21 protein-coding genes and 1 tRNA gene are annotated in these 18,854 nt (G+C 60.4%); 17 read left to right on the top strand and 5 right to left on the bottom strand.

The window, feature by feature from the left end:
- Nucleotides 1–32: 32 nt before the first annotated feature.
- The 4 genes from PVV54_RS21800 to PVV54_RS21785 form a co-directional block, all read right to left on the bottom strand.
- On the bottom strand, nucleotides 33–308 hold the full coding sequence (locus PVV54_RS21800) for a hypothetical protein (RefSeq protein ID WP_274907217.1): 276 nt from the start codon (nucleotides 306–308) through the stop codon (nucleotides 33–35).
- Nucleotides 305–1,285: an integrase domain-containing protein gene (locus PVV54_RS21795; protein WP_274907216.1), complete on the bottom strand. Its 981-nt coding sequence runs from the start codon at nucleotides 1,283–1,285 to the stop codon at nucleotides 305–307. Before PVV54_RS21795 ends, PVV54_RS21800 begins: the two co-directional genes overlap by 4 nt.
- Before the next feature lie 893 nt (nucleotides 1,286–2,178).
- Nucleotides 2,179–3,498 carry a tyrosine-type recombinase/integrase gene (locus PVV54_RS21790; protein ID WP_274907215.1) on the bottom strand — a complete coding sequence of 440 codons (1,320 nt, stop codon included), beginning with the start codon at nucleotides 3,496–3,498 and terminating at the stop codon, nucleotides 2,179–2,181.
- Nucleotides 3,499–3,661: 163 nt separating this feature from the next.
- Nucleotides 3,662–3,746: transfer RNA gene (locus tag PVV54_RS21785), tRNA-Leu, on the bottom strand.
- Between the two features lie 108 nt (nucleotides 3,747–3,854).
- Here PVV54_RS21785 and queA point away from each other — a divergent pair.
- The 6 genes from queA to PVV54_RS21755 all read left to right on the top strand — a co-directional run bounded on the left by queA (nucleotide 3,855) and on the right by PVV54_RS21755 (nucleotide 9,921).
- Nucleotides 3,855–4,904: a tRNA preQ1(34) S-adenosylmethionine ribosyltransferase-isomerase QueA gene (gene queA, locus PVV54_RS21780; protein WP_274907214.1), complete on the top strand. Its 1,050-nt coding sequence runs from the start codon at nucleotides 3,855–3,857 to the stop codon at nucleotides 4,902–4,904.
- Between the two features lie 14 nt (nucleotides 4,905–4,918).
- Complete coding sequence (gene tgt / locus PVV54_RS21775; protein WP_162144435.1) at nucleotides 4,919–6,034, top strand: tRNA guanosine(34) transglycosylase Tgt; 1,116 nt, start codon at nucleotides 4,919–4,921, stop codon at nucleotides 6,032–6,034.
- Between the two features lie 43 nt (nucleotides 6,035–6,077).
- Nucleotides 6,078–6,413, top strand: coding sequence for a preprotein translocase subunit YajC (gene yajC / locus PVV54_RS21770; protein ID WP_003248556.1), 336 nt, complete (start codon nucleotides 6,078–6,080; stop codon nucleotides 6,411–6,413).
- 64 nt (nucleotides 6,414–6,477) lie between these two features.
- A complete protein-coding gene (gene secD, locus PVV54_RS21765; protein ID WP_274907213.1) occupies nucleotides 6,478–8,340 on the top strand; it encodes a protein translocase subunit SecD in 1,863 nt (620 codons plus the stop codon).
- Nucleotides 8,341–8,349: 9 nt separating this feature from the next.
- The gene (gene secF, locus PVV54_RS21760) at nucleotides 8,350–9,258 is read left to right on the top strand and encodes a protein translocase subunit SecF (RefSeq protein ID WP_274907212.1); all 909 of its coding nucleotides are present in this window, start codon (nucleotides 8,350–8,352) and stop codon (nucleotides 9,256–9,258) included.
- Nucleotides 9,259–9,378: 120 nt separating this feature from the next.
- A complete protein-coding gene (locus PVV54_RS21755; protein ID WP_274907211.1) occupies nucleotides 9,379–9,921 on the top strand; it encodes a glycine zipper 2TM domain-containing protein in 543 nt (180 codons plus the stop codon).
- A 170-nt stretch (nucleotides 9,922–10,091) separates the two neighbouring features.
- On the opposite strand, the gene suhB is transcribed toward PVV54_RS21755, so the two are convergent.
- On the bottom strand, nucleotides 10,092–10,910 hold the full coding sequence (gene suhB / locus PVV54_RS21750; RefSeq protein ID WP_060511426.1) for a type III secretion system regulator SuhB: 819 nt from the start codon (nucleotides 10,908–10,910) through the stop codon (nucleotides 10,092–10,094).
- A 151-nt stretch (nucleotides 10,911–11,061) separates the two neighbouring features.
- On the opposite strand from suhB, the gene trmJ reads away from it, so the two are divergent.
- The 11 genes from trmJ to ndk all read left to right on the top strand — a co-directional run bounded on the left by trmJ (nucleotide 11,062) and on the right by ndk (nucleotide 18,831).
- On the top strand, nucleotides 11,062–11,817 hold the full coding sequence (gene trmJ, locus PVV54_RS21745) for a tRNA (cytosine(32)/uridine(32)-2'-O)-methyltransferase TrmJ (RefSeq protein ID WP_274907210.1): 756 nt from the start codon (nucleotides 11,062–11,064) through the stop codon (nucleotides 11,815–11,817).
- A gap of 3 nt (nucleotides 11,818–11,820) precedes the next feature.
- Entirely contained in the window at nucleotides 11,821–12,606 is a 786-nt protein-coding gene (gene cysE, locus PVV54_RS21740) for a serine O-acetyltransferase (RefSeq protein ID WP_274907209.1), read from the top strand.
- Between the two features lie 179 nt (nucleotides 12,607–12,785).
- A complete protein-coding gene (iscR, locus tag PVV54_RS21735) occupies nucleotides 12,786–13,277 on the top strand; it encodes a Fe-S cluster assembly transcriptional regulator IscR (protein WP_008092572.1) in 492 nt (163 codons plus the stop codon).
- A gap of 43 nt (nucleotides 13,278–13,320) precedes the next feature.
- Entirely contained in the window at nucleotides 13,321–14,535 is a 1,215-nt protein-coding gene (locus tag PVV54_RS21730; protein WP_274907208.1) for an IscS subfamily cysteine desulfurase, read from the top strand.
- Between the two features lie 46 nt (nucleotides 14,536–14,581).
- Nucleotides 14,582–14,968 carry a Fe-S cluster assembly scaffold IscU gene (gene iscU, locus PVV54_RS21725; RefSeq protein WP_003248539.1) on the top strand — a complete coding sequence of 129 codons (387 nt, stop codon included), beginning with the start codon at nucleotides 14,582–14,584 and terminating at the stop codon, nucleotides 14,966–14,968.
- Nucleotides 14,969–15,000: 32 nt separating this feature from the next.
- Complete coding sequence (gene iscA / locus PVV54_RS21720; protein WP_011532338.1) at nucleotides 15,001–15,324, top strand: iron-sulfur cluster assembly protein IscA; 324 nt, start codon at nucleotides 15,001–15,003, stop codon at nucleotides 15,322–15,324.
- Nucleotides 15,325–15,332: 8 nt separating this feature from the next.
- Nucleotides 15,333–15,854: a co-chaperone HscB gene (hscB, locus tag PVV54_RS21715; RefSeq protein WP_274907207.1), complete on the top strand. Its 522-nt coding sequence runs from the start codon at nucleotides 15,333–15,335 to the stop codon at nucleotides 15,852–15,854.
- A 42-nt stretch (nucleotides 15,855–15,896) separates the two neighbouring features.
- On the top strand, nucleotides 15,897–17,759 hold the full coding sequence (gene hscA, locus PVV54_RS21710; RefSeq protein ID WP_274907206.1) for a Fe-S protein assembly chaperone HscA: 1,863 nt from the start codon (nucleotides 15,897–15,899) through the stop codon (nucleotides 17,757–17,759).
- A gap of 3 nt (nucleotides 17,760–17,762) precedes the next feature.
- The gene (fdx, locus tag PVV54_RS21705) at nucleotides 17,763–18,104 is read left to right on the top strand and encodes an ISC system 2Fe-2S type ferredoxin (RefSeq protein ID WP_274907205.1); all 342 of its coding nucleotides are present in this window, start codon (nucleotides 17,763–17,765) and stop codon (nucleotides 18,102–18,104) included.
- Between the two features lie 10 nt (nucleotides 18,105–18,114).
- Complete coding sequence (gene iscX / locus PVV54_RS21700) at nucleotides 18,115–18,315, top strand: Fe-S cluster assembly protein IscX (RefSeq protein WP_110699949.1); 201 nt, start codon at nucleotides 18,115–18,117, stop codon at nucleotides 18,313–18,315.
- A gap of 90 nt (nucleotides 18,316–18,405) precedes the next feature.
- Nucleotides 18,406–18,831, top strand: coding sequence for a nucleoside-diphosphate kinase (gene ndk / locus PVV54_RS21695; RefSeq protein WP_012316140.1), 426 nt, complete (start codon nucleotides 18,406–18,408; stop codon nucleotides 18,829–18,831).
- Nucleotides 18,832–18,854 lie beyond the last annotated feature (23 nt).

The raw sequence follows: 18,854 nt of genomic DNA, 5'->3' as shown, positions 1-18,854 counted from the left end.
ATCAGTCCTGCCTATCAAAATCAGATCCTCGCTCAGAGGTTAAACACCCATGTTTTTTGTAAGCGGCGAACGAGTAACCGTATAGTTAGAAAGTAGTAATACCGGGTCATCCTACTTCGCCGATCTAGGCGATGTTCAAGGAACCACGCCAAATGCTTTCTCTGCCAGGCCCAAGGCGTCTTTCGCTGCCAGCGATCTGCAATTTCAGCTTGGATAAGCGTTGCCTGCCGCAAGTGGCGTTGCCGCGTCGCGTGCGACCCGATCAGCACGCCAGCCAAGAACAACTCCATATTGAATGGCTTGCTCATGTCCGCCCTCCAATGTAGGCCGCGACCACGTCGATCCGACCGTGCCCAAGCTCATAACTAATTCGCCTCCGGGCCTCGCGATCAAGGTTCCTATCTACCTGGCAACATTGGCCACCATTGATTGGCGCGGGGTGTTGGGTGATCTGCTCGTAGCGCTCACAGGCATACGCCGCTCGTAGCTCGTGGAAGCCATTGAGATTGTGCGCATGCAGGATGTCCCGCGCAGGGCGGATGATTTCTTGCAGAAAATCCAGGTAGCTTTTGTTTCGCTCAATCAGGTTGTGGCTTCCCACTGGCGACACCTGCCGTGCAAACTCAAGTGCACCACGAACATGGTCGTCCACTGCTATCCAACGGGGGGCCGTTGCACCGGCACGGCCGCCCTTGGTGCCGTCCTGAATGTTGATCTTGCCAATGTCTTGAGCCTCACGATTTAACCGTGGCAGGTCAGCCAAAATGGCCTCACGCAGGCGCATGCCGGTGGCTCGCGTCAGCAGAACGATCGCGGCGGCCCGTTGTTGATGATGGCGGCAAAGCGCATCGACGATCTGCATAACCTGCTTGCGGTCCTGGCCCTCTGGTACTGAGTGGCGAACCCCGGTGCGCTGCATACCCAACGCCTTGCTCGGGCTGGGCAACTTCACGTACTGATCACCGCGAAGCGCTGCCATGGTCCTGTTAACGCTGGAAAGCCGATTTTGTGCCGTGCTGATGGCGAGGTCACCGCGCCTAACCACGTCGCGCAGATGCGCCGCATAATCGGACAGCACCTTCCGATCAATGTGCCGCGCATCATTGATACCGGGCCCCTGTTCGGAGCGGCACCACTTCACGAATGCCTGCCACCGATCAGTGTGCGCCTTGACCGTGCCGTAATGACCGCCGCCGAACATGTCCTTCAGTGCCTGCGGCCCTGCGTAGCTCAATTGTCTGCCGTACCCAAAATTACGGCCGTCACGCCTACCCACCAATGCCATGTCGGTCACCTCATCGTCCGCTCTCCGATCCTCGCCCCACGTCATCCCGCCAAGAATGTTGAGTGTTATCAGGGATCAAGGCCCCTGCGACCTGTGGGGAATGTCCTCTTCGCGGGACTGGCGGCTCCTTACGTCCGGGAGCAAGGGCATCTCATGATCTGGCCTCCTGAACACCGTTACCGGTGGGCGGGTGGAGGCAGCACTGGCTGACGAGACCAGCGCCTGAAGATCCTGAGCCATGTGCAAGCAGCAATGCGATGACCGGGGCATACCTGACTGTCAGTCAGGTGCAGTCCATTCCTTGGTCTGCGGCACCATCATCTACAGCGCTGTTGCTGGTGACATCGGCGTTTGTCACGCCGATTGTCACGAGGGGGAATGCCGCAAAGCCTTGTGCGATCAGGGCTGCAGCAGTGGTAGAAGTGCCCGTCTCTTTCCAGAAGAAAGAGACGGGCACAGGTTGGCGCAATAGTCGGCCAAGCGGATAGGTTGCTGCAGGGCAGCGAGGTACGGTGTAGCTGGCGCACGAGGGCCATATGTGTAAGAGCATCCATCACATGGGTAGTGACCGTACGAGCTGCCGGATGCGAATCGTACTTGGGCTGAACCACCGCGCGAGCGGCGTGACCTTGAAGGCTCGGGTCACCTGGGGTGCTGTCAACGACAGCCTTTGCACTGTCTTTTCTACGCCCGCAATCCAAGAGGGTCAAGCGACTCGCCCGCAGGATTTTGTGGTTGAAAATGGCATTGGGCGTGTACGGAATCCCGTAGTTTCCAGTGGCCGATTGGGCTTTTTTGATTTTTAGGTGAGGTCCATCGAAACAGGGCGGCTTTGCAGCCCTGTTTCGATGGACCCGCGAGGAAAACAAAGCCTCGAAGACCTTACGGTCGAACTATCGCTGATACGCGCCGCGTTGTTCTTCCAGCTCGCAGCGATTAACGCTACTAGCACTGGGGCCCAATAGCACTGACGCCTTGTGGGAGAGAAACTGATTGACTCGGGTGTCAAACTGATCACGCAAGCTGAGGGTCATCCCCTCCCGGAGTGCGTCGAGGTAGTCGGCGTACCACTGCATCATGATTCGCCTTTGTGTCATGTACAGCGCTTGGTTGTACTCACCGGCAATGCCGCCTTCGACATGGGCCAGCTGACTTTCCACATGATCCTTCAACCATCCATGCTCCCGCAGCAGGGTGCTCGCCGTGTGCCGTACACCGTGGCTCACTATGCACCCCTCATAGCCAATCTTCACGAAGACGAGGTTGATCGTGTTCTCGCAGATCACGGGGCGCTTATTACCGTTTCCGGGAAATAGATAGCGACTGAGGCCGGTTAGTTGGTGAAGTTTGATCAGCATCGCAAGAAGCTGGTTCGGGAGTGGGGAAGTGTAATCCCGGCGCATCTTCATTCGCTCTGCCGGAACGGTCCACGTACCTTCCTCAAAATCGATATCTTCCCAAGTCGCATAGCGGACCATGCCAGGGCGAGCGGCAGTGAGGATAGCCATCCAGGTGGCCACTCGAGCAGGTAGGCGGCTAGTGGTCTTGCTCAGTGCTTGAAGGAATTCCGGAAGCTCGCTTTCGCGCAGGTGGGGGTAGTGCTGGGGTGGGGGAGGTGCTAAAGCGATCGTATGAAGCTCTGAAGCTGGATTGTGCTCGCACAATCCGCGCGCTATTGCCTGGCTGAAGATCTGCTTGAGCCAAGTGCGTGCTTTGTCGGCAACATTGAAAGCACCACGCTTTTCGATGCTGGCTTGCAACCGAGCGCAGTCAGCTCGTGTGATTTCCTCCAGTTGCTTAGAGCCCAGCGCTGGTAGGAGATCCTTGTCTAGGTAGTCGCGAATCTTCTTCAGTGTCGCCCGTGCGCGGCCAGAGTCAGCTTTGAACTGATACCAGTATTCAGCTGCGCGCTTGAAAGTATTGAGTCCGGCTTCTCGCTTTTCACGTTTATCAGCCCGAGCCTTTGCTCCCGGGTTGATGTCGTTTTTCACAAGTCGTCGGCACTCTGCGGCCTTGTCACGAGCCTCCTGTAGCGACACTACCGGCCAGACACCGAGCGACATCTTCATCGCTCGGCCACGGAAGGTGTACCGAAAATGCCAATACTTGCTTCCGTTGGGGTGAACCAGTAGGCCAAGACCCGAACTATCACCAAGCATGTATTGCTTGTCGGTCGGCTTGGAGCCTTTGATTTGCAAGGTGGTGAGGGGCATATCTGTACACCTCCAATCCTCGAACTGGAATCTGTACAGAAAATGTACCAAAAAGAGAGTGGCTGACAAGGGACGGGGGTGGAACCCCAGAGACCAAAAAGCCCGCAGTTAGCGGGCTTTAGGGGTATTGCGTAGCCGTCATTGGACGGCTATGTACACGTATTGGTGCCCCGAGGGAGACTCGAACTCCCACTCCTTTCGAAAACGGATTTTGAATCCGCCGCGTCTACCAATTCCGCCATCAGGGCGTGTGGCGCGCAGTATAGAGAGGTGCCGCGTGTCGGTCAATCGGCTTTCATGGTCAATTTTCACGCATTGGGCTAAACTTCCCGGCCCTGTCGAACCCGAACATCATCATGCGCGTCGCCGATTTTTCTTTCGAACTCCCCGATTCCCTGATCGCCCGCCACCCGCTGGCCGAGCGCCATGGCAGCCGTCTGCTGGTCCTCGATGGGCCGAGCGGGGCGTTGGCGCACAAGCAATTCCCGGATTTGCTCGAGTACCTGCAGCCTGGCGACCTGATGGTGTTCAACAACACCCGGGTCATCCCGGCGCGGCTGTTTGGCCAGAAAGCTTCCGGCGGCAAGCTGGAAGTGCTGGTCGAGCGCGTGCTCGACAGCCATCGTGTGCTGGCCCATGTGCGTGCCAGCAAGGCGCCTAAAGAAGGCGCGATGATCCTTATCGATGGCGGTGGCGAGGCCGAAATGGTTGCCCGCCACGACACGTTGTTCGAGCTGCGCTTCACTGAAGAAGTGCTGCCGCTGCTCGACCGCGTCGGCCACATGCCGCTGCCGCCTTACATCGACCGCCCTGATGAGGGCGCCGACCGTGAGCGTTACCAGACGGTTTACGCCGAGCGCGCTGGCGCGGTAGCCGCGCCGACTGCCGGCCTGCACTTCGATGAAGCATTGCTGGAAAAAATCGCCGCCAAGGGCGTTGAACGCGCCTTCGTCACCTTGCACGTGGGTGCCGGCACCTTCCAGCCGGTGCGGGTCGACAAGATCGAAGACCACCACATGCATAAAGAGTGGCTCGAAGTGAGCCAGGACGTGGTCGATGCCATCGAGGCCTGCCGTGCCCGTGGCGGCCGCGTGATCGCGGTCGGCACCACCAGCGTGCGCTCGCTGGAAAGCGCTGCGCGCGACGGCGTGCTCAAGGCGTTCAGCGGCGACACCGATATCTTCATCTACCCGGGTCGCCCGTTCCATGTGGTCGACGCCTTGGTCACCAACTTCCACTTGCCGGAGTCCACGCTGCTGATGCTGGTCTCGGCCTTCGCCGGTTACCCCGAGACCATGGCTGCCTATGCGGCGGCGGTCGAGCACGGTTACCGCTTCTTCAGTTACGGTGATGCCATGTTCATCACCCGCAATCCGGCGCCCCGCGGCCCAGAGGATCAAGCATGAGTCGCACCTGTCGAATGTCCTTCGAACTGCTGGCCACTGACGGCAAAGCCCGTCGTGGCCGGCTGACTTTCCCCCGTGGCACGGTCGAGACCCCGGCGTTCATGCCGGTGGGCACCTACGGCACGGTCAAGGGCATGCTGCCGCGTGACATCGAGGCCATCGGTGCCGAGATCATCCTCGGCAACACCTTCCACCTGTGGCTGCGCCCGGGCACCGAGGTGATCAAGAAGCACAATGGCCTGCATGATTTCATGCAGTGGAAAGGCCCGATCCTTACCGACTCCGGTGGTTTCCAGGTGTTCAGCCTGGGCGCCATGCGCAAGATCAAGGAAGAGGGCGTGACGTTCGCCTCGCCGGTCGATGGCTCGAAAGTGTTCATGGGCCCTGAAGAATCGATGCAGGTGCAGCGCGATCTGGGCTCCGACATCGTCATGATCTTCGACGAATGCACCCCGTACCCGGCCGAGCACGACGTGGCACGTACCTCCATGGAGCTGTCGCTGCGCTGGGCCCAGCGCTCTAAGAACGCCCACGGTGACAACACCGCTGCGCTGTTCGGCATCGTTCAGGGCGGAATGTATCAAGACCTGCGCATGCGCTCGCTCGAAGCGCTGGTCAACATCGACTTCGACGGCCTGGCCATCGGCGGCCTGTCGGTGGGTGAGCCCAAGCACGAAATGATCAAAGTGCTGGACTACCTGCCGGCGCAAATGCCCGCTGACAAACCTCGTTACCTTATGGGGGTAGGCAAACCGGAAGATCTGGTTGAGGGTGTGCGCCGCGGCGTCGACATGTTCGACTGCGTGATGCCCACGCGCAATGCGCGCAACGGCCATCTGTTCGTCGATACAGGGGTGATCAAGATCCGCAACGCGTTCCATCGCCACGATGATTCGCCGCTGGATCCGACCTGTGATTGCTACACCTGCACCAACTTCTCCCGTGCTTACCTCCATCACCTGGACAAGTGCGGCGAAATGCTGAGCAGCATGCTGAATACCATCCACAACTTGCGCCATTACCAGCGCTTGATGGCCGGTTTACGCGAGGCTATTCAACAGGGTAAATTGGCCGCCTTTGTCGACGCCTTCTACGCCAAACGCGGGCTGCCTGTGCCGCCTTTGGACTGACTGTTCGCATCCATTATTAGAAAGTTCACATTAGGAGTGCCCAATGAGCTTCTTCATCCCCGCCGCCTACGCGGACGCTGCTGCACCGGCCGCCGGCCCAGCTGGTACCGGTTTTGAGTGGATCTTCCTGGTTGGTTTCCTGGTCATCTTCTACCTGATGATCTGGCGCCCGCAGGCCAAGCGTGCCAAAGAGCAGAAGAACCTGCTCAGCAACTTGCAGAAAGGTGACGAAGTTGTCACCAACGGCGGTATCGCCGGCAAGATCGTCAAGGTTTCCGATGACTTCGTGGTACTGGAAGTGTCCGACACCGTCGAGCTGAAGTTCCAGAAGGGCGCCATTGCCGCGACCCTGCCAAAAGGTACGCTCAAGGCTATCTGAGTTACCGGTTTCATTTTTCCAGTCGGGGCGCGCAAAGCGCCCCGCGTCTTGAACGGGCGGCGTGATGCTGAACAAATACCCTCTGTGGAAATACGCACTGATCGTGCTGGTACTGGCGGTCGGTTTTATTTATTCCGCTCCCAACCTCTACCCGGATGACCCGGCCGTGCAAATCAGCGGTGCCAGCTCGGCGCTGCATGTAAGCCAGGGCGACCTTGACCGTGCCACCAAGGCGCTGGTCGATGCCGGTATCACCGTGAAGAGCGGCAGCCTGGGCGAGAAGGGCAGTGCGCTGGTGCGCCTGACCAACCAGGAAGACCAACTGCCAGCCAAGGATGTAGTGCGCAAGGCACTGGGCGATGATTACGTCGTGGCCCTGAACCTGGCCCAAACTACCCCGCAATGGCTGCGCAACCTGGGCGCAAGCCCGATGAAGCTGGGCCTGGACCTGTCCGGTGGTGTGCACTTCCTGCTGGAAGTGGACATGGACAAAGCCATGAGCGCCCGCATGAAAGTCTATGAAGGCGAGGTCAAGACCTTGCTGCGCAAAGAGCGCATCCGCTACCGCAGCCTGCCGCAGCAGGATGGCGGGATCATGCTGGGCTTCAGTGACGATGCCACCCGCGAGCAGGCACGTGCCCTGATCCGCAAGAATTTCAACGATTTCGACCTGACCACCAACGAGCGCAACGAGCTCGCCGTGCTGCGTCTGGCGCTGACTCAGGCGAAAGTCGCCGAGATCCGCGAATACTCGATCAAGCAGAACCTCACCACCGTGCGTAACCGGGTGAACGAGCTGGGCGTGGCCGAGCCGCTGGTACAGCGCCAGGGCGCCAACCGCATCGTGGTCGAGCTGCCAGGCGTGCAGGACACTGCCGAAGCCAAGCGTATTCTCGGCAAGACCGCCAACCTGGAGTTCCGCTTTGGTGCCGAACCCGGTGCGTCGAAAGCCACTACCGAGGTGTTCGAATTCCGTGAAGGTAATCGTTCTGCCCAGGTCGAGCGTGGCCTGATCATCACCGGTGACCAGGTTACCGACGCCCAGGCCAGCTTCGATGAGCATGGCCGCCCGCAGGTGAACATCCGCCTGGATGGCCACGGTGGCGAGCTGATGAGTCGCGCTACCCGCACCAACGTGGGCCGCAGCATGGCGGTGATCTTCATCGAGCAGAAGCCGGTCACCCGCTACGTCAAGCAGACCGTTGACGGCGTCGAGAAGGAAGTGGCGGTACAAAGCTTCCAGGAAGAGAAGAAAATCATCAGCCTGGCGACCATCCAGTCGCCGCTGGGCAGCCAGTTCCGTATCACCGGCCTGAATGGCCAGGGCGAATCGTCCGAACTGGCCCTGCTGCTGCGTGCCGGTGGCCTGGCCGCGCCGATGTACTTCGCTGAAGAGCGTACCATCGGCCCAAGCCTGGGTGCCGACAACATCACCAAGGGTATCGACGCCTCCCTGTGGGGCATGCTGTTCGTCTCGCTGTTCATCATCGCCATCTACCGTGGCTTTGGCGTGATCGCCACCGTTGCCCTGGCGGGCAACATGGTGCTGCTGCTGGCGCTGATGTCGCTGTTGGGCGCAACCCTGACCCTGCCGGGTATTGCGGGTATCGTGTTGACCATGGGTATGGCGGTCGACGCCAACGTGCTGATCTTCTCGCGTATCCGCGAAGAGCTGAAGGCCGGCATGTCGGTGCAGCGCGCCATCCATGAAGGCTTCAACCGTGCCTATACCGCGATCATCGACGCCAACCTGACCAGTCTGCTGGTCGGCGGTATCCTGTTCGCCATGGGTACCGGCCCGGTCAAGGGCTTTGCCGTCACCATGTCCCTCGGGATTTTCACCTCGATGTTCACCGCCGTCATGGTGACCCGCGCCATGGTCAACCTGACCTGTGGCGGGCGTGACATCAAGAAGCTGTGGGTTTGAGGAGCTGACATGAAAACCATCAACTTCATGGGTGTACGTAATGTCGCGTTCGGCATTACCGTGCTCCTCACCGTGCTGGCACTGTTCAGCTGGTGGCAGAAGGGCCTTAACTTTGGCCTGGATTTCACCGGCGGTACGCTGATCGAGCTGACCTACGAGCGCCCGGCCGACCTGCAAAAGGTGCGTACCGAGCTGGTGAGTTCGGGCTTCCACGAGGCTGTGGTGCAGAGCTTCGGCGCCACCACCGACCTGCTGGTGCGTATGCCGGGTGATGACCCGCAACTGGGTAACAAGGTTGCCGCGGCCCTGCAGGCTGCCGGTGGCGACAACCCTGCCACCATCAAGCGTGTCGAGTTCGTTGGCCCGCAGGTGGGTGAAGAACTGCGCGACCAGGGCGGCATGGGCATGCTGCTGGCGTTGGGCGGTATCCTTATTTACCTGGCCTTCCGCTTCCAGTGGAAATTCGCCGTGGGCGCGATCGTTTCGCTGATCCACGACGTAGTGGTGACTCTGGGTATCCTGTCGTTCTTCCAGATCACCTTCGACCTGACGGTGCTGGCGGCGGTACTGGCCATCATCGGCTACTCGCTCAACGACACCATCGTCGTGTTCGACCGTGTGCGCGAGAACTTCCGTGTAATGCGCAAGGCCTCGCTGATCGAGAATATCAACGTCTCGACCACCCAGACCCTGTTGCGCACCATCGCCACTTCAGTGTCGACCCTGCTGGCCATTGCTGCGCTGCTGTTCTTTGGTGGCGACAACCTGTTTGGCTTCTCCCTGGCGCTGTTCATCGGCGTCATGGCGGGTACCTACTCGTCGATCTACATCGCCAACGTGGTGTTGATCTGGCTGAACCTGAACAGTGAAGACCTGATCCCTCCTGCCAAGACTGACGGTGTGGACGAGCGTCCGTAACGCCTGGTCCTACGCCGTTCGGCGATCAGAAAGGCGCGAGTGTTGAACTCGCGCCTTTTTTTTTGCTCCAAGGCTGGGAGAAGGCGGGGTAGCCCCCGCGGGTACGATCAGGAGGTTCACGTGAATAAATCAATGCTGGTGGGTGCGGTACTAGGTGCTGTCGGTGTAACCGCCGGAGGTGCTGTGGCGACCTACAGCTTGGTGAACAAAGGCCCCGAGTATGCCCAGGTCACCGATGTTCAGCCGATCAAACAGCAGGTGAAGACACCGCGTGAGGTCTGCAAGGATGTAACGGTAACCCGTCAGGCCCCGGTCAAGGACCAGCACCAGATTGCCGGTACCGTGGTGGGTGCCATTGCCGGTGGTTTGCTGGGTAACCAGATCGGCGGCGGCACGGGCAAGAAGATTGCCACCGTGGCCGGTGCGGTCGGTGGCGGTTATGCCGGTAACAAGGTCCAGGAGGGCATGCAGGAGCGTGATACCTACACCACTACGCAAACTCGCTGCAACACAGTGAATGACATCAGTGAGAAGGTGGTGGGCTACAATGTCACCTATTCCATTGGTGATCAGGTAGGCAAGGTGAAGATGGATCGCGAGCCGGGTTCGACCATTCCGCTGGACAAGAATGGCAAGTTGATTCTCAGCCAGGCCGGGGAGTGATCCTGAACTGATGTTGGTCGCACTGGCCTCATCGCGGATAAATCCGCTCCTACAGGGTGTGCCGTCTGTAGGAGCGGATTTATCCGCGATGAGGCCAGTGAGGCAGGCACAAAACCGCCTGCCAAAAAAAAGCGCCCCGAGGGGCGCTTTTTGATGCCTGCAATCCGCGCTTAGCGCTTCATGTGCTCTGGCAGATGCGGCTGAATGGCAGTCAGCACGGCCTTGAAGCACTTGATGTTGCCGGCAACGATGTGGCCTTTGTCGAGGAAGTCGTGGCCACCGTTGAAGTCGCTGACCAGGCCGCCTGCTTCCTGAATCAGCAGTACGCCCGCAGCCATGTCCCACTCGGACAGGCCCGATTCCCAGAAGGCATCGAAACGGCCGGCGGCAACGTAGGCCAGGTCCAGCGAGGCGGAGCCGGCACGGCGGATGCCGGCGGTCTGGCCGGTCAGTGCGCGGAACATGCCCAGGTAGTTGTCCATGTCAGCCATCTGGTTGTCACGGAACGGGAAGCCGGTACCCAGCAGGGCGCCTTCCAGGCTGGTGCGCGAGCTCACGCGCAGGCGGCGACCATTCAGTTGTGCGCCACGGCCACGGCTGGCGGTGAATTCTTCCTGGCGAACCGGGTCGACGATCACGGCGTGCTCAAGGCGACCACGGTATTTGCAAGCGATGCTGACGGCGAAGTGCGGGATGCCGCGCAGGAAGTTGGTGGTGCCATCGAGCGGGTCGATGATCCACAGGTAGTCCTTGCCTTCTTCGCCGGTGCCGGCGTGCAGGCCGGTTTCTTCGCCCTGGATGGAGTGGTTCGGGTAGGCTTTGCGCAGGGCGTTGACGATGCTCTGCTCGGCGGCGCGATCAACCTCGGAGACGTAGTCCTTAGCCTCTTTCTCGTCGACCTTGATGGTATCCAGGCGTTCGATGGAGCGGAAAATCAGTTCACTGGCGCTGCGAGCGGCGCGCAGGGCGATATTCAGCATAGGCTGCATGGGGGGGTCACCTGGAGATGTTAAAGAAGAAAGCCGCACATTCTAGCAGAAAAATTTGTCGGCTGAAGTGTCACATTTGCTTTCATGGCGTTACGCTGGTCGGTTCTGTAAGATCGTAACCCTCAAAAACCGCATCTGTGAGCACAACACCTTGCTGCAAAATATTCGTGTTGTTCTGGTCAATACCAGCCACCCCGGCAACATCGGCGGCGCTGCGCGTGCCATGAAAAACATGGGCTTGTCGCGTCTGGTGCTGGTGCAGCCAAAAGACTTCCCCTCCAGCGAAGCCAGTGCGCGTGCCTCGGGTGCCGATGATGTGCTGGCCGGTGCGCAGGTGGTCGAAAGCCTCGAAGACGCACTGGTCGGTTGCAGCCTGGTCATGGGTACCAGTGCGCGTGAGCGCAGCATCCCCTGGCCGTTGATCGGTCCCCGCGAGTGCGGGGCCAAGGCTGTGGAACACGCCACCAAGGGCGAAGAGATCGCCCTGGTGTTCGGGCGCGAGCATGCCGGCCTGACTAATGAAGAACTGCAGCGATGTCACTTCCATGTGCACATTCCCTCCAATCCCGATTTCAGCTCGCTTAACCTCGCTGCCGCCGTACAAGTGCTCTCTTACGAGGTGCGCATGGCCTGGCTGGCAGCGGAGGGTTCGGCGCCGCAAGTCGAGAAGGGTGACGCCAGCGAGCTGGCGACCATGGATGAAATGGAGCTGTTCTATGACCACCTGGAAAAAACCCTGGTGGACATTGGCTTCCTTGATCCGGCAAAACCCAAGCACCTGATGGCGCGCCTGCGCCGGCTGTATGGGCGAAGCTCGGTCGAGCGTCCGGAAATGAGCATTTTGCGCGGCATCCTCACCGAGACCCAGAAGGTCGCACGGGGTGAGCCGCATAAAAGGAAGGGCTGACAGATGTTCGAACGTCTGCGTGAAGATATCCAGAGTGTGTTCCATCGTGACCCGGCGGCGCGTAACGCCTTCGAGGTGCTGACCTGCTACCCCGGCATGCATGCCATCTGGCTGCATCGGTTGGGCAATGCCCTGTGGCGCCGCGATTTCAAGTGGCTGGCGCGCCTGGTGTCGAACTTCGGCCGCTGGATGACCGGTATCGAGATCCATCCGGGTGCCACCATTGGTCGGCGCTTCTTCATCGACCACGGCATGGGCATCGTCATTGGTGAAACCGCCGAAATCGGTGATGACGTCACCCTTTATCAAGGTGTGACCCTGGGCGGTACCAGCTGGAATAAAGGCAAGCGTCACCCGACCCTGGAAAACGGTGTTGTGGTGGGGGCGGGCGCCAAGGTGCTCGGGCCTTTCACGGTTGGTGCCGGCGCCAAGATCGGGTCCAATGCGGTGGTGACCAAGGCTGTGCCGGCAGGCGCAACTGCGGTGGGTATCCCCGGCCGGATCATCGTCAAGGCCGAAGACAGCGAGCTTGAAGCCCGGCGCAAGGCCATGGCGGAAAAGATCGGCTTCGATGCCTACGGCGTAAGTGGCGATATGCCCGACCCCGTTGCCCGTGCCATCGGGCAGATGCTCGACCACCTGCAGGCGGTAGACGAGCGCCTGGAGGGCATGTGTGGCGCCCTGACCAAGATGGGCAGTGACTATTGCGCCAAGGAGCTTCCAGCCCTGCCGGAAGATGACTTCAGCGAAGCTGCGCAGGCCTCTCGGCGCGACACTCAGCCGCATTGATTACGCCGCGCTGCTGGCATACCGACACATGGGGCGTGTGCTCACGCCCCTTTGCTGCTACAATCGCGCCCGCCTCCCCGATGCAAACCCGACTAAAGCAGTAGGTCTTATAGTTGACTTAAATGCTCGGGAATCGCATACTCGCACACATCCTGTAACTCCCGTGGTACCCATTAGCCATGCGACTGACTACCAAAGGCCGATACGCCGTGACCGCCATGCTTGACCTGGCGTTGCACGCGCAGCATGGGCCGGTGTCTTTGGCCGACATTTCCGAGCGCCAGGGCATTTCCCTTTCTTATCTGGAACAGCTGTTCGCCAAGCTGCGCCGCAGCAGTCTGGTCTCCAGTGTGCGCGGGCCGGGCGGTGGCTACCAGTTGTCGCGCGGCATGGAAACCATCCAGGTGGCCCAGGTCATCGATGCGGTCAACGAATCGGTCGATGCCACCCGTTGCCAGGGCCTCGGGGATTGCCATGCCGGTGACACCTGCCTGACCCACCACTTGTGGTGCGACCTCAGCCAGCAGATCCACGAATTCCTCAGCGGCATCAGCCTGGCCGACCTCGTCATGCGCCGTGAGGTGCAGGAAGTCGCCCAGCGTCAGGACCTGCGCCGTGTCGCGGGCCGTACCGCCCAGCTGGACAAGATTGAGACGTCCGCCGTCGACTGAACCGTGCGATGAGCCGACGCCAACCGCCTGATAGGAGATACCCATGAAGTTGCCGATTTACCTCGATTACTCCGCTACCACGCCGGTCGACCCGCGTGTTGCCCAGAAGATGGCCGACTGCCTGCTGGTTGACGGCAACTTCGGTAACCCGGCTTCGCGCTCCCACGTATTCGGCTGGAAGGCCGAAGAAGCGGTCGAGAACGGTCGTCGTCAGGTTGCCGAGTTGATCAACGCCGACCCGCGCGAAATCGTCTGGACCAGCGGTGCCACCGAGTCCGACAACCTCGCCCTGAAAGGCGTGGCGCACTTCTATCAGACCAAGGGCAAGCACATCATCACCTCCAAGATCGAGCACAAGGCGGTCCTGGATACCGCTCGCCAGCTCGAGCGTGAAGGTTTCGAAGTTACCTACCTGGAGCCGGGCGAAGACGGCATCGTCACCCCAGCCATGGTTGAGGCCGTGCTGCGTGACGACACCATCCTGGTTTCGTTGATGCACGTGAACAACGAAGTTGGCTCGATCAACGACATCGCGGCCATCGGTGAACTGACCCGCGCCCGCGGTGTGCTGTTCCACGTTGATGCTGCGCAGTCGGCCGGCAAGGTCGAAATCGACCTGCAGAAGCTGAAAGTCGACTTGATGTCGTTCTCGGCACACAAAGTCTACGGCCCTAAAGGTATCGGCGCTCTGTACGTCAGCCGCAAGCCGCGCGTGCGCCTGGAAGCCATCATTCACGGCGGTGGCCATGAGCGCGGCATGCGTTCGGGCACCCTGCCAACTCACCAGATCGTCGGCATGGGCGAGGCCTTCGCCATCGCCAAGCAGGAAATGGCCGCCGAGAACGTGCGCATCAAGGCCCTGAGCGACCGCTTCTTCAAGCAGGTCTCGGACCTTGAGGAGCTGTACGTCAACGGCAGCCAGACTGCCCGCGTGCCGCACAACCTGAACCTGAGCTTCAACTACGTCGAAGGCGAGTCGCTGCTGATGTCCCTGAAGGACATCGCCGTATCGTCCGGTTCGGCGTGCACCTCCGCTTCGCTCGAGCCGTCCTATGTACTGCGTGCTCTGGGCCGTAACGACGAGCTGGCGCACAGCTCGATCCGCTTCTCCTTCGGCCGTTTCACCTCCGAAGAAGAAGTCGACTACGCCGCGCAGAAAGTCTGCGAAGCGGTAAACAAACTGCGTGAGCTGTCGCCGCTGTGGGACATGTACAAAGACGGCGTTGACATCTCCAAGATCGAGTGGGCCGCCCACTAAGCAGTCGCCGGCAAGAGCGGCTCCCTGATGAGGAAGGAATTGCACCATGGCATACAGTGAAAAGGTCATCGACCACTACGAAAACCCACGCAACGTCGGCAAAATGAATGCCGAAGACCCGGATGTCGGTACCGGTATGGTCGGCGCCCCGGCGTGCGGTGACGTGATGCGTCTGCAGATCAAGGTCAACGAGCAGGGCGTTATCGAAGACGCCAAGTTCAAGACCTACGGCTGCGGTTCGGCCATTGCTTCCAGCTCCTTGGCCACTGAGTGGATGAAGGGCAAGACCCTGGACGAAGCCGAAACCATCAAGAACACCCAGCTGGCGGAAGAACTGGCGCTGCCGCCGGTGAAGATCCACTGCTCGGTTCTCGCCGAAGATGCCATCAAGGCAGCTGTACGCGATTACAAGCAGAAGAAAGGCTTGATCTAAGCCGCCTGTTGCACAAGAGCTAAGGAGTTCCGATGGCTATCAGCATGACAGAAGCCGCCGCCAACCACATTCGCCGCTCCCTTGACGGGCGCGGCAAAGGTGAAGGTATTCGCCTGGGCGTGCGCACCACCGGCTGCTCGGGCCTGGCCTACGTGCTGGAGTTCGTTGACGAGCTCGCCGAAGAGGATCAGGTGTTCGAGAACCATGGCGTCAAGGTGATCATCGATCCCAAAAGCCTGGTGTACCTCGATGGCACCGAGCTGGACTTCGTCAAGGAAGGGTTGAACGAAGGCTTCAAGTTCAACAACCCCAACGTGCGCGGTGAGTGTGGCTGCGGCGAAAGCTTCAACGTTTGAGGCTGGCTGTGGGTACTCCTTGTCATTTCGCTCTATTTGACCTCCAGCCGTGCTTCCGCCTGGACCTTGACAAGCTGGCCACTCGCTACCGCGAGCTGGCCCGCGAAGTCCACCCGGACCGTTTTGCCGACGCCTCCGAGCGTGAGCAACGGGTAGCGCTGGAAAAGTCCGCGGCCCTCAACGACGCCTACCAGACCTTGCGCAGCGCGCCGCGCCGTGCCCGCTACCTGCTGGCTATCAGTGGCCACGAAGTGCCACAGGAAGTCACGGTCCATGACCCGGACTTCCTGCTGCAGCAGATGCAGTGGCGTGAAGAGCTCGAAGAGCTGCAGGACGAAGCCGACCTCGACGGCGTTGCGGTGTTCAAGAAGCGGCTGAAAGCTGCACAGGACGCACTCAACGAAGACTTCGCCGCCTGCTGGGATGTGCCTGCCGAGCGCGACAAGGCCGAACGCCTGATGCGCCGCATGCAGTTCCTCGACAAGCTCGCCCAAGAAGTGCGCCAACTGGAAGAGCGCCTCGACGATTAACCCGGTGTCGCCCGTGATGACGCCTAAGGTATTCAGATAAGCATGGCCCTACTGCAGATTGCCGAACCCGGTCAAAGCCCCCAGCCACACCAGCGCCGCCTGGCGGTGGGGATCGACTTGGGCACCACCAATTCTCTGGTCGCTGCCGTACGCAGCGGTCGCAGCGAGCCCCTGCCTGATGCGCAGGGTAATGTCATTCTGCCGTCTGCCGTGCGCTATCTGGCTGATCGCCAGGAAGTCGGGCTGAGCGCGCGTGAAGCTGCCTCCAGCGACCCGCTGAACACCGTGCTCTCGGTGAAGCGCCTGATGGGGCGCGGCCTGGCCGACGTCAAGCAACTGGGTGAGCAGCTGCCGTACCGCTTCATTGGCGGTGAGTCGCACATGCCGTTCATCGACACCGTTCAGGGTGCAAAAAGCCCGGTGCAAGTGTCAGCCGACATCCTCAAGGTGCTGCGCGAGCGCGCTGAAGCCACCTTGGGTGGCGACCTGGTCGGTGCCGTGATCACCGTGCCGGCCTATTTCGACGATGCCCAGCGCCAAGCCACCAAGGACGCCGCCAAGCTGGCTGGCCTCAACGTGCTGCGCTTGCTCAACGAGCCGACCGCCGCAGCTGTGGCCTATGGCCTGGACCAGAATGCCGAAGGCCTGGTTGCCATCTACGACCTGGGCGGCGGCACCTTTGATATTTCCATCCTGCGCCTGACTGCCGGTGTGTTCGAAGTGCTGGCCACAGGTGGTGATACTGCACTGGGTGGCGACGATTTCGACCATGCCATTGCCGGCTGGATCATCGAGCGGGCCGGGCTGTCGGCCAATCTTGACCCGTCTACTCAGCGCCAGTTGCTGCAAGCTGCCTGCGCCGCCAAAGAAGCCCTGACCGACACTGATGTGGTCAGCGTCACCCATGGCAATTGGCAGGGTGAACTCAGCCGCTCTGCATTCGAAGCCATGATCGAGCCGCTTGTTGCTCGCAGCCTCAAGGCCTGCCGCCGCGCCGTGCGCGACAGCGGTATCGAGCTGGAAGAGGTCGGCGCCGTGGTGATGGTTGGCGGCTCGACCCGCGTCCCGCGTGTGCGTGAGGCCGTGGGTGCGCTTTTTGGTCGCACTCCGCTGACCTCGATCGACCCGGATCAGGTTGTAGCCATTGGTGCTGCCATTCAGGCTGACACCCTGGCCGGTAACCGCCGCGAAGGTGGCGAATTGCTGCTTCTCGACGTCATTCCGCTGTCGCTTGGCCTTGAGACCATGGGCGGCCTGATGGAGAAGGTGATCCCGCGCAACACCACCATTCCGGTGGCGCGTGCCCAGGAGTTCACCACCTACAAAGATGGCCAGTCGGCCATGATGATTCATGTGCTGCAGGGTGAGCGCGAGCTGATCAGCGACTGCCGTTCCCTGGCACGTTTCGAGTTGCGGGGCATTCCTGCCATGGTTGCCGGTGCCGCGAAGATTCGCGTCACCTTCCAGGTCGATGCTGACGGCCTGCTCAGCGTGGCTGCCCGCGAACTGGGTTCGGGTGTGGAGGCCAGCATTCAGGTCAAGCCGTCCTACGGCCTGACCGATGGCGAGATTGCGCGCATGCTCAAGGACTCCTTCGAGCACGCCGGCTCCGACAAGCAGGCGCGCCAGTTGCGCGAACACCAGGTCGACGGCGAGCGCCTGCTCGAAGCCGTGCAGGGTGCGCTGGAGGCCGACGGTGAGCGCTTGCTCAGCGAAGACGAGCGCGTGGCCATCGAATACCAGATGCAAGAACTACGTGATTTGCTCAACGGCACTGATGGCGCAGCCATCGAGCAGCAGACCAAGCGTCTGTCGCAGGTGACCGATGCATTTGCCGCCCGTCGCCTTGATTCGACGGTCAAAGCCGCACTGGCCGGGCGCAACCTGAATGAGATCGAGGAGTAACCGATGCCGCTGGTGACATTCCTGCCGCATGAGAAATTCTGCCCCGAGGGGCTGACCGTGGAAGTGCCCGCCGGGACCAACATCCTGGAGCTGGCCCACGACCATCACATCGAGATGGAAAGCGCCTGCGGCGGCGTGAAGGCTTGCACCACGTGCCATTGCATCGTGCGCAAGGGCTTCGACTCGCTCGAAGAGGCAGACGAACTCGAAGAGGACATGCTGGACAAGGCTTGGGGCCTGGAAGCGCAGTCGCGCCTGGGTTGCCAGGTGGTGGTGGGGGATGAAGACCTGACGATCGAGATCCCCAAGTACTCGCTCAACCACGCCGCCGAAGCGCCGCACTGAGGTTATCCGCATGAGCCTGAAATGGATTGATGTACTTGAGATCGCCATTCAGCTTGCAGAAAGCAAGCCGGACGTCGATCCTCGTTATGTGAATTTCGTCGATCTGCACCGCTGGGTGCTAGCTTTGCCAGAGTTCAGCGACGATCCGTCACGCGGCGGTGAGAAAGTGCTCGAGGCCATCCAGGCGGCCTGGATTGACGAAGCCGACTAAGCGTGACGCTGCAGGTTAGGCAATCCCCTGGAACCCGCGTATAATTCGCGGGTTTAATTTTTCGTAACACTCATATTTCTGGAGTTTTCCATGGCTGTTCAACGTACTTTCTCGATCATCAAGCCTGACGCCGTTGCCAAAAACGTTATCGGCAAGATCACCACTCGCTTCGAAGAAGCTGGCCTGAAAATCGTTGCCTCGAAAATCAAGCAACTGTCCAAAGCCGAAGCCGAAGGCTTCTACGCTGAGCACAGCGAGCGCGGCTTCTTCGGTGACCTGGTTGCCTTCATGACTTCCGGCCCGGTTGTTGTTCAGGTTCTGGAAGGCGAAAACGCCATCGCTCTGAACCGTGAGCTGATGGGCGCTACCAACCCTAAAGAAGCCGCTGCCGGCACCATCCGCGCTGACTTCGCCGAGTCGATCGACGCCAACGCCGTTCACGGTTCGGACTCCGAAGCTGCTGCTGCTCGTGAAATCGCTTACTTCTTCGCTGCTACCGAGGTAACCACTCGCTAAGCGAAAGCTTACGGGTGAGGGTG

It is taken from the genome of Pseudomonas sp. PSKL.D1, from assembly GCF_028898945.1.
Classification (GTDB): domain Bacteria; phylum Pseudomonadota; class Gammaproteobacteria; order Pseudomonadales; family Pseudomonadaceae; genus Aquipseudomonas.
The sequence above is the reverse complement of the archived record's forward strand: the minus strand, read 5'-3'. Positions and strand labels throughout refer to the sequence as shown.

Coding starts and splice junctions, on each gene's coding strand:
- PVV54_RS21800 (WP_274907217.1), bottom strand. CDS start 308: ATGAGCAAGCCATTCAATATGGAGTTGTTCTTGGCTGGCGTGCTGATC.
- PVV54_RS21795 (WP_274907216.1), bottom strand. CDS start 1,285: ATGGCATTGGTGGGTAGGCGTGACGGCCGTAATTTTGGGTACGGCAGA.
- PVV54_RS21790 (WP_274907215.1), bottom strand. CDS start 3,498: ATGCCCCTCACCACCTTGCAAATCAAAGGCTCCAAGCCGACCGACAAG.
- queA (WP_274907214.1), top strand. CDS start 3,855: ATGCGCGTCGCCGATTTTTCTTTCGAACTCCCCGATTCCCTGATCGCC.
- tgt (WP_162144435.1), top strand. CDS start 4,919: ATGTCCTTCGAACTGCTGGCCACTGACGGCAAAGCCCGTCGTGGCCGG.
- yajC (WP_003248556.1), top strand. CDS start 6,078: ATGAGCTTCTTCATCCCCGCCGCCTACGCGGACGCTGCTGCACCGGCC.
- secD (WP_274907213.1), top strand. CDS start 6,478: ATGCTGAACAAATACCCTCTGTGGAAATACGCACTGATCGTGCTGGTA.
- secF (WP_274907212.1), top strand. CDS start 8,350: ATGAAAACCATCAACTTCATGGGTGTACGTAATGTCGCGTTCGGCATT.
- suhB (WP_060511426.1), bottom strand. CDS start 10,910: ATGCAGCCTATGCTGAATATCGCCCTGCGCGCCGCTCGCAGCGCCAGT.
- cysE (WP_274907209.1), top strand. CDS start 11,821: ATGTTCGAACGTCTGCGTGAAGATATCCAGAGTGTGTTCCATCGTGAC.
- iscR (WP_008092572.1), top strand. CDS start 12,786: ATGCGACTGACTACCAAAGGCCGATACGCCGTGACCGCCATGCTTGAC.
- PVV54_RS21730 (WP_274907208.1), top strand. CDS start 13,321: ATGAAGTTGCCGATTTACCTCGATTACTCCGCTACCACGCCGGTCGAC.
- iscU (WP_003248539.1), top strand. CDS start 14,582: ATGGCATACAGTGAAAAGGTCATCGACCACTACGAAAACCCACGCAAC.
- iscA (WP_011532338.1), top strand. CDS start 15,001: ATGGCTATCAGCATGACAGAAGCCGCCGCCAACCACATTCGCCGCTCC.
- hscA (WP_274907206.1), top strand. CDS start 15,897: ATGGCCCTACTGCAGATTGCCGAACCCGGTCAAAGCCCCCAGCCACAC.
- fdx (WP_274907205.1), top strand. CDS start 17,763: ATGCCGCTGGTGACATTCCTGCCGCATGAGAAATTCTGCCCCGAGGGG.
- iscX (WP_110699949.1), top strand. CDS start 18,115: ATGAGCCTGAAATGGATTGATGTACTTGAGATCGCCATTCAGCTTGCA.
- ndk (WP_012316140.1), top strand. CDS start 18,406: ATGGCTGTTCAACGTACTTTCTCGATCATCAAGCCTGACGCCGTTGCC.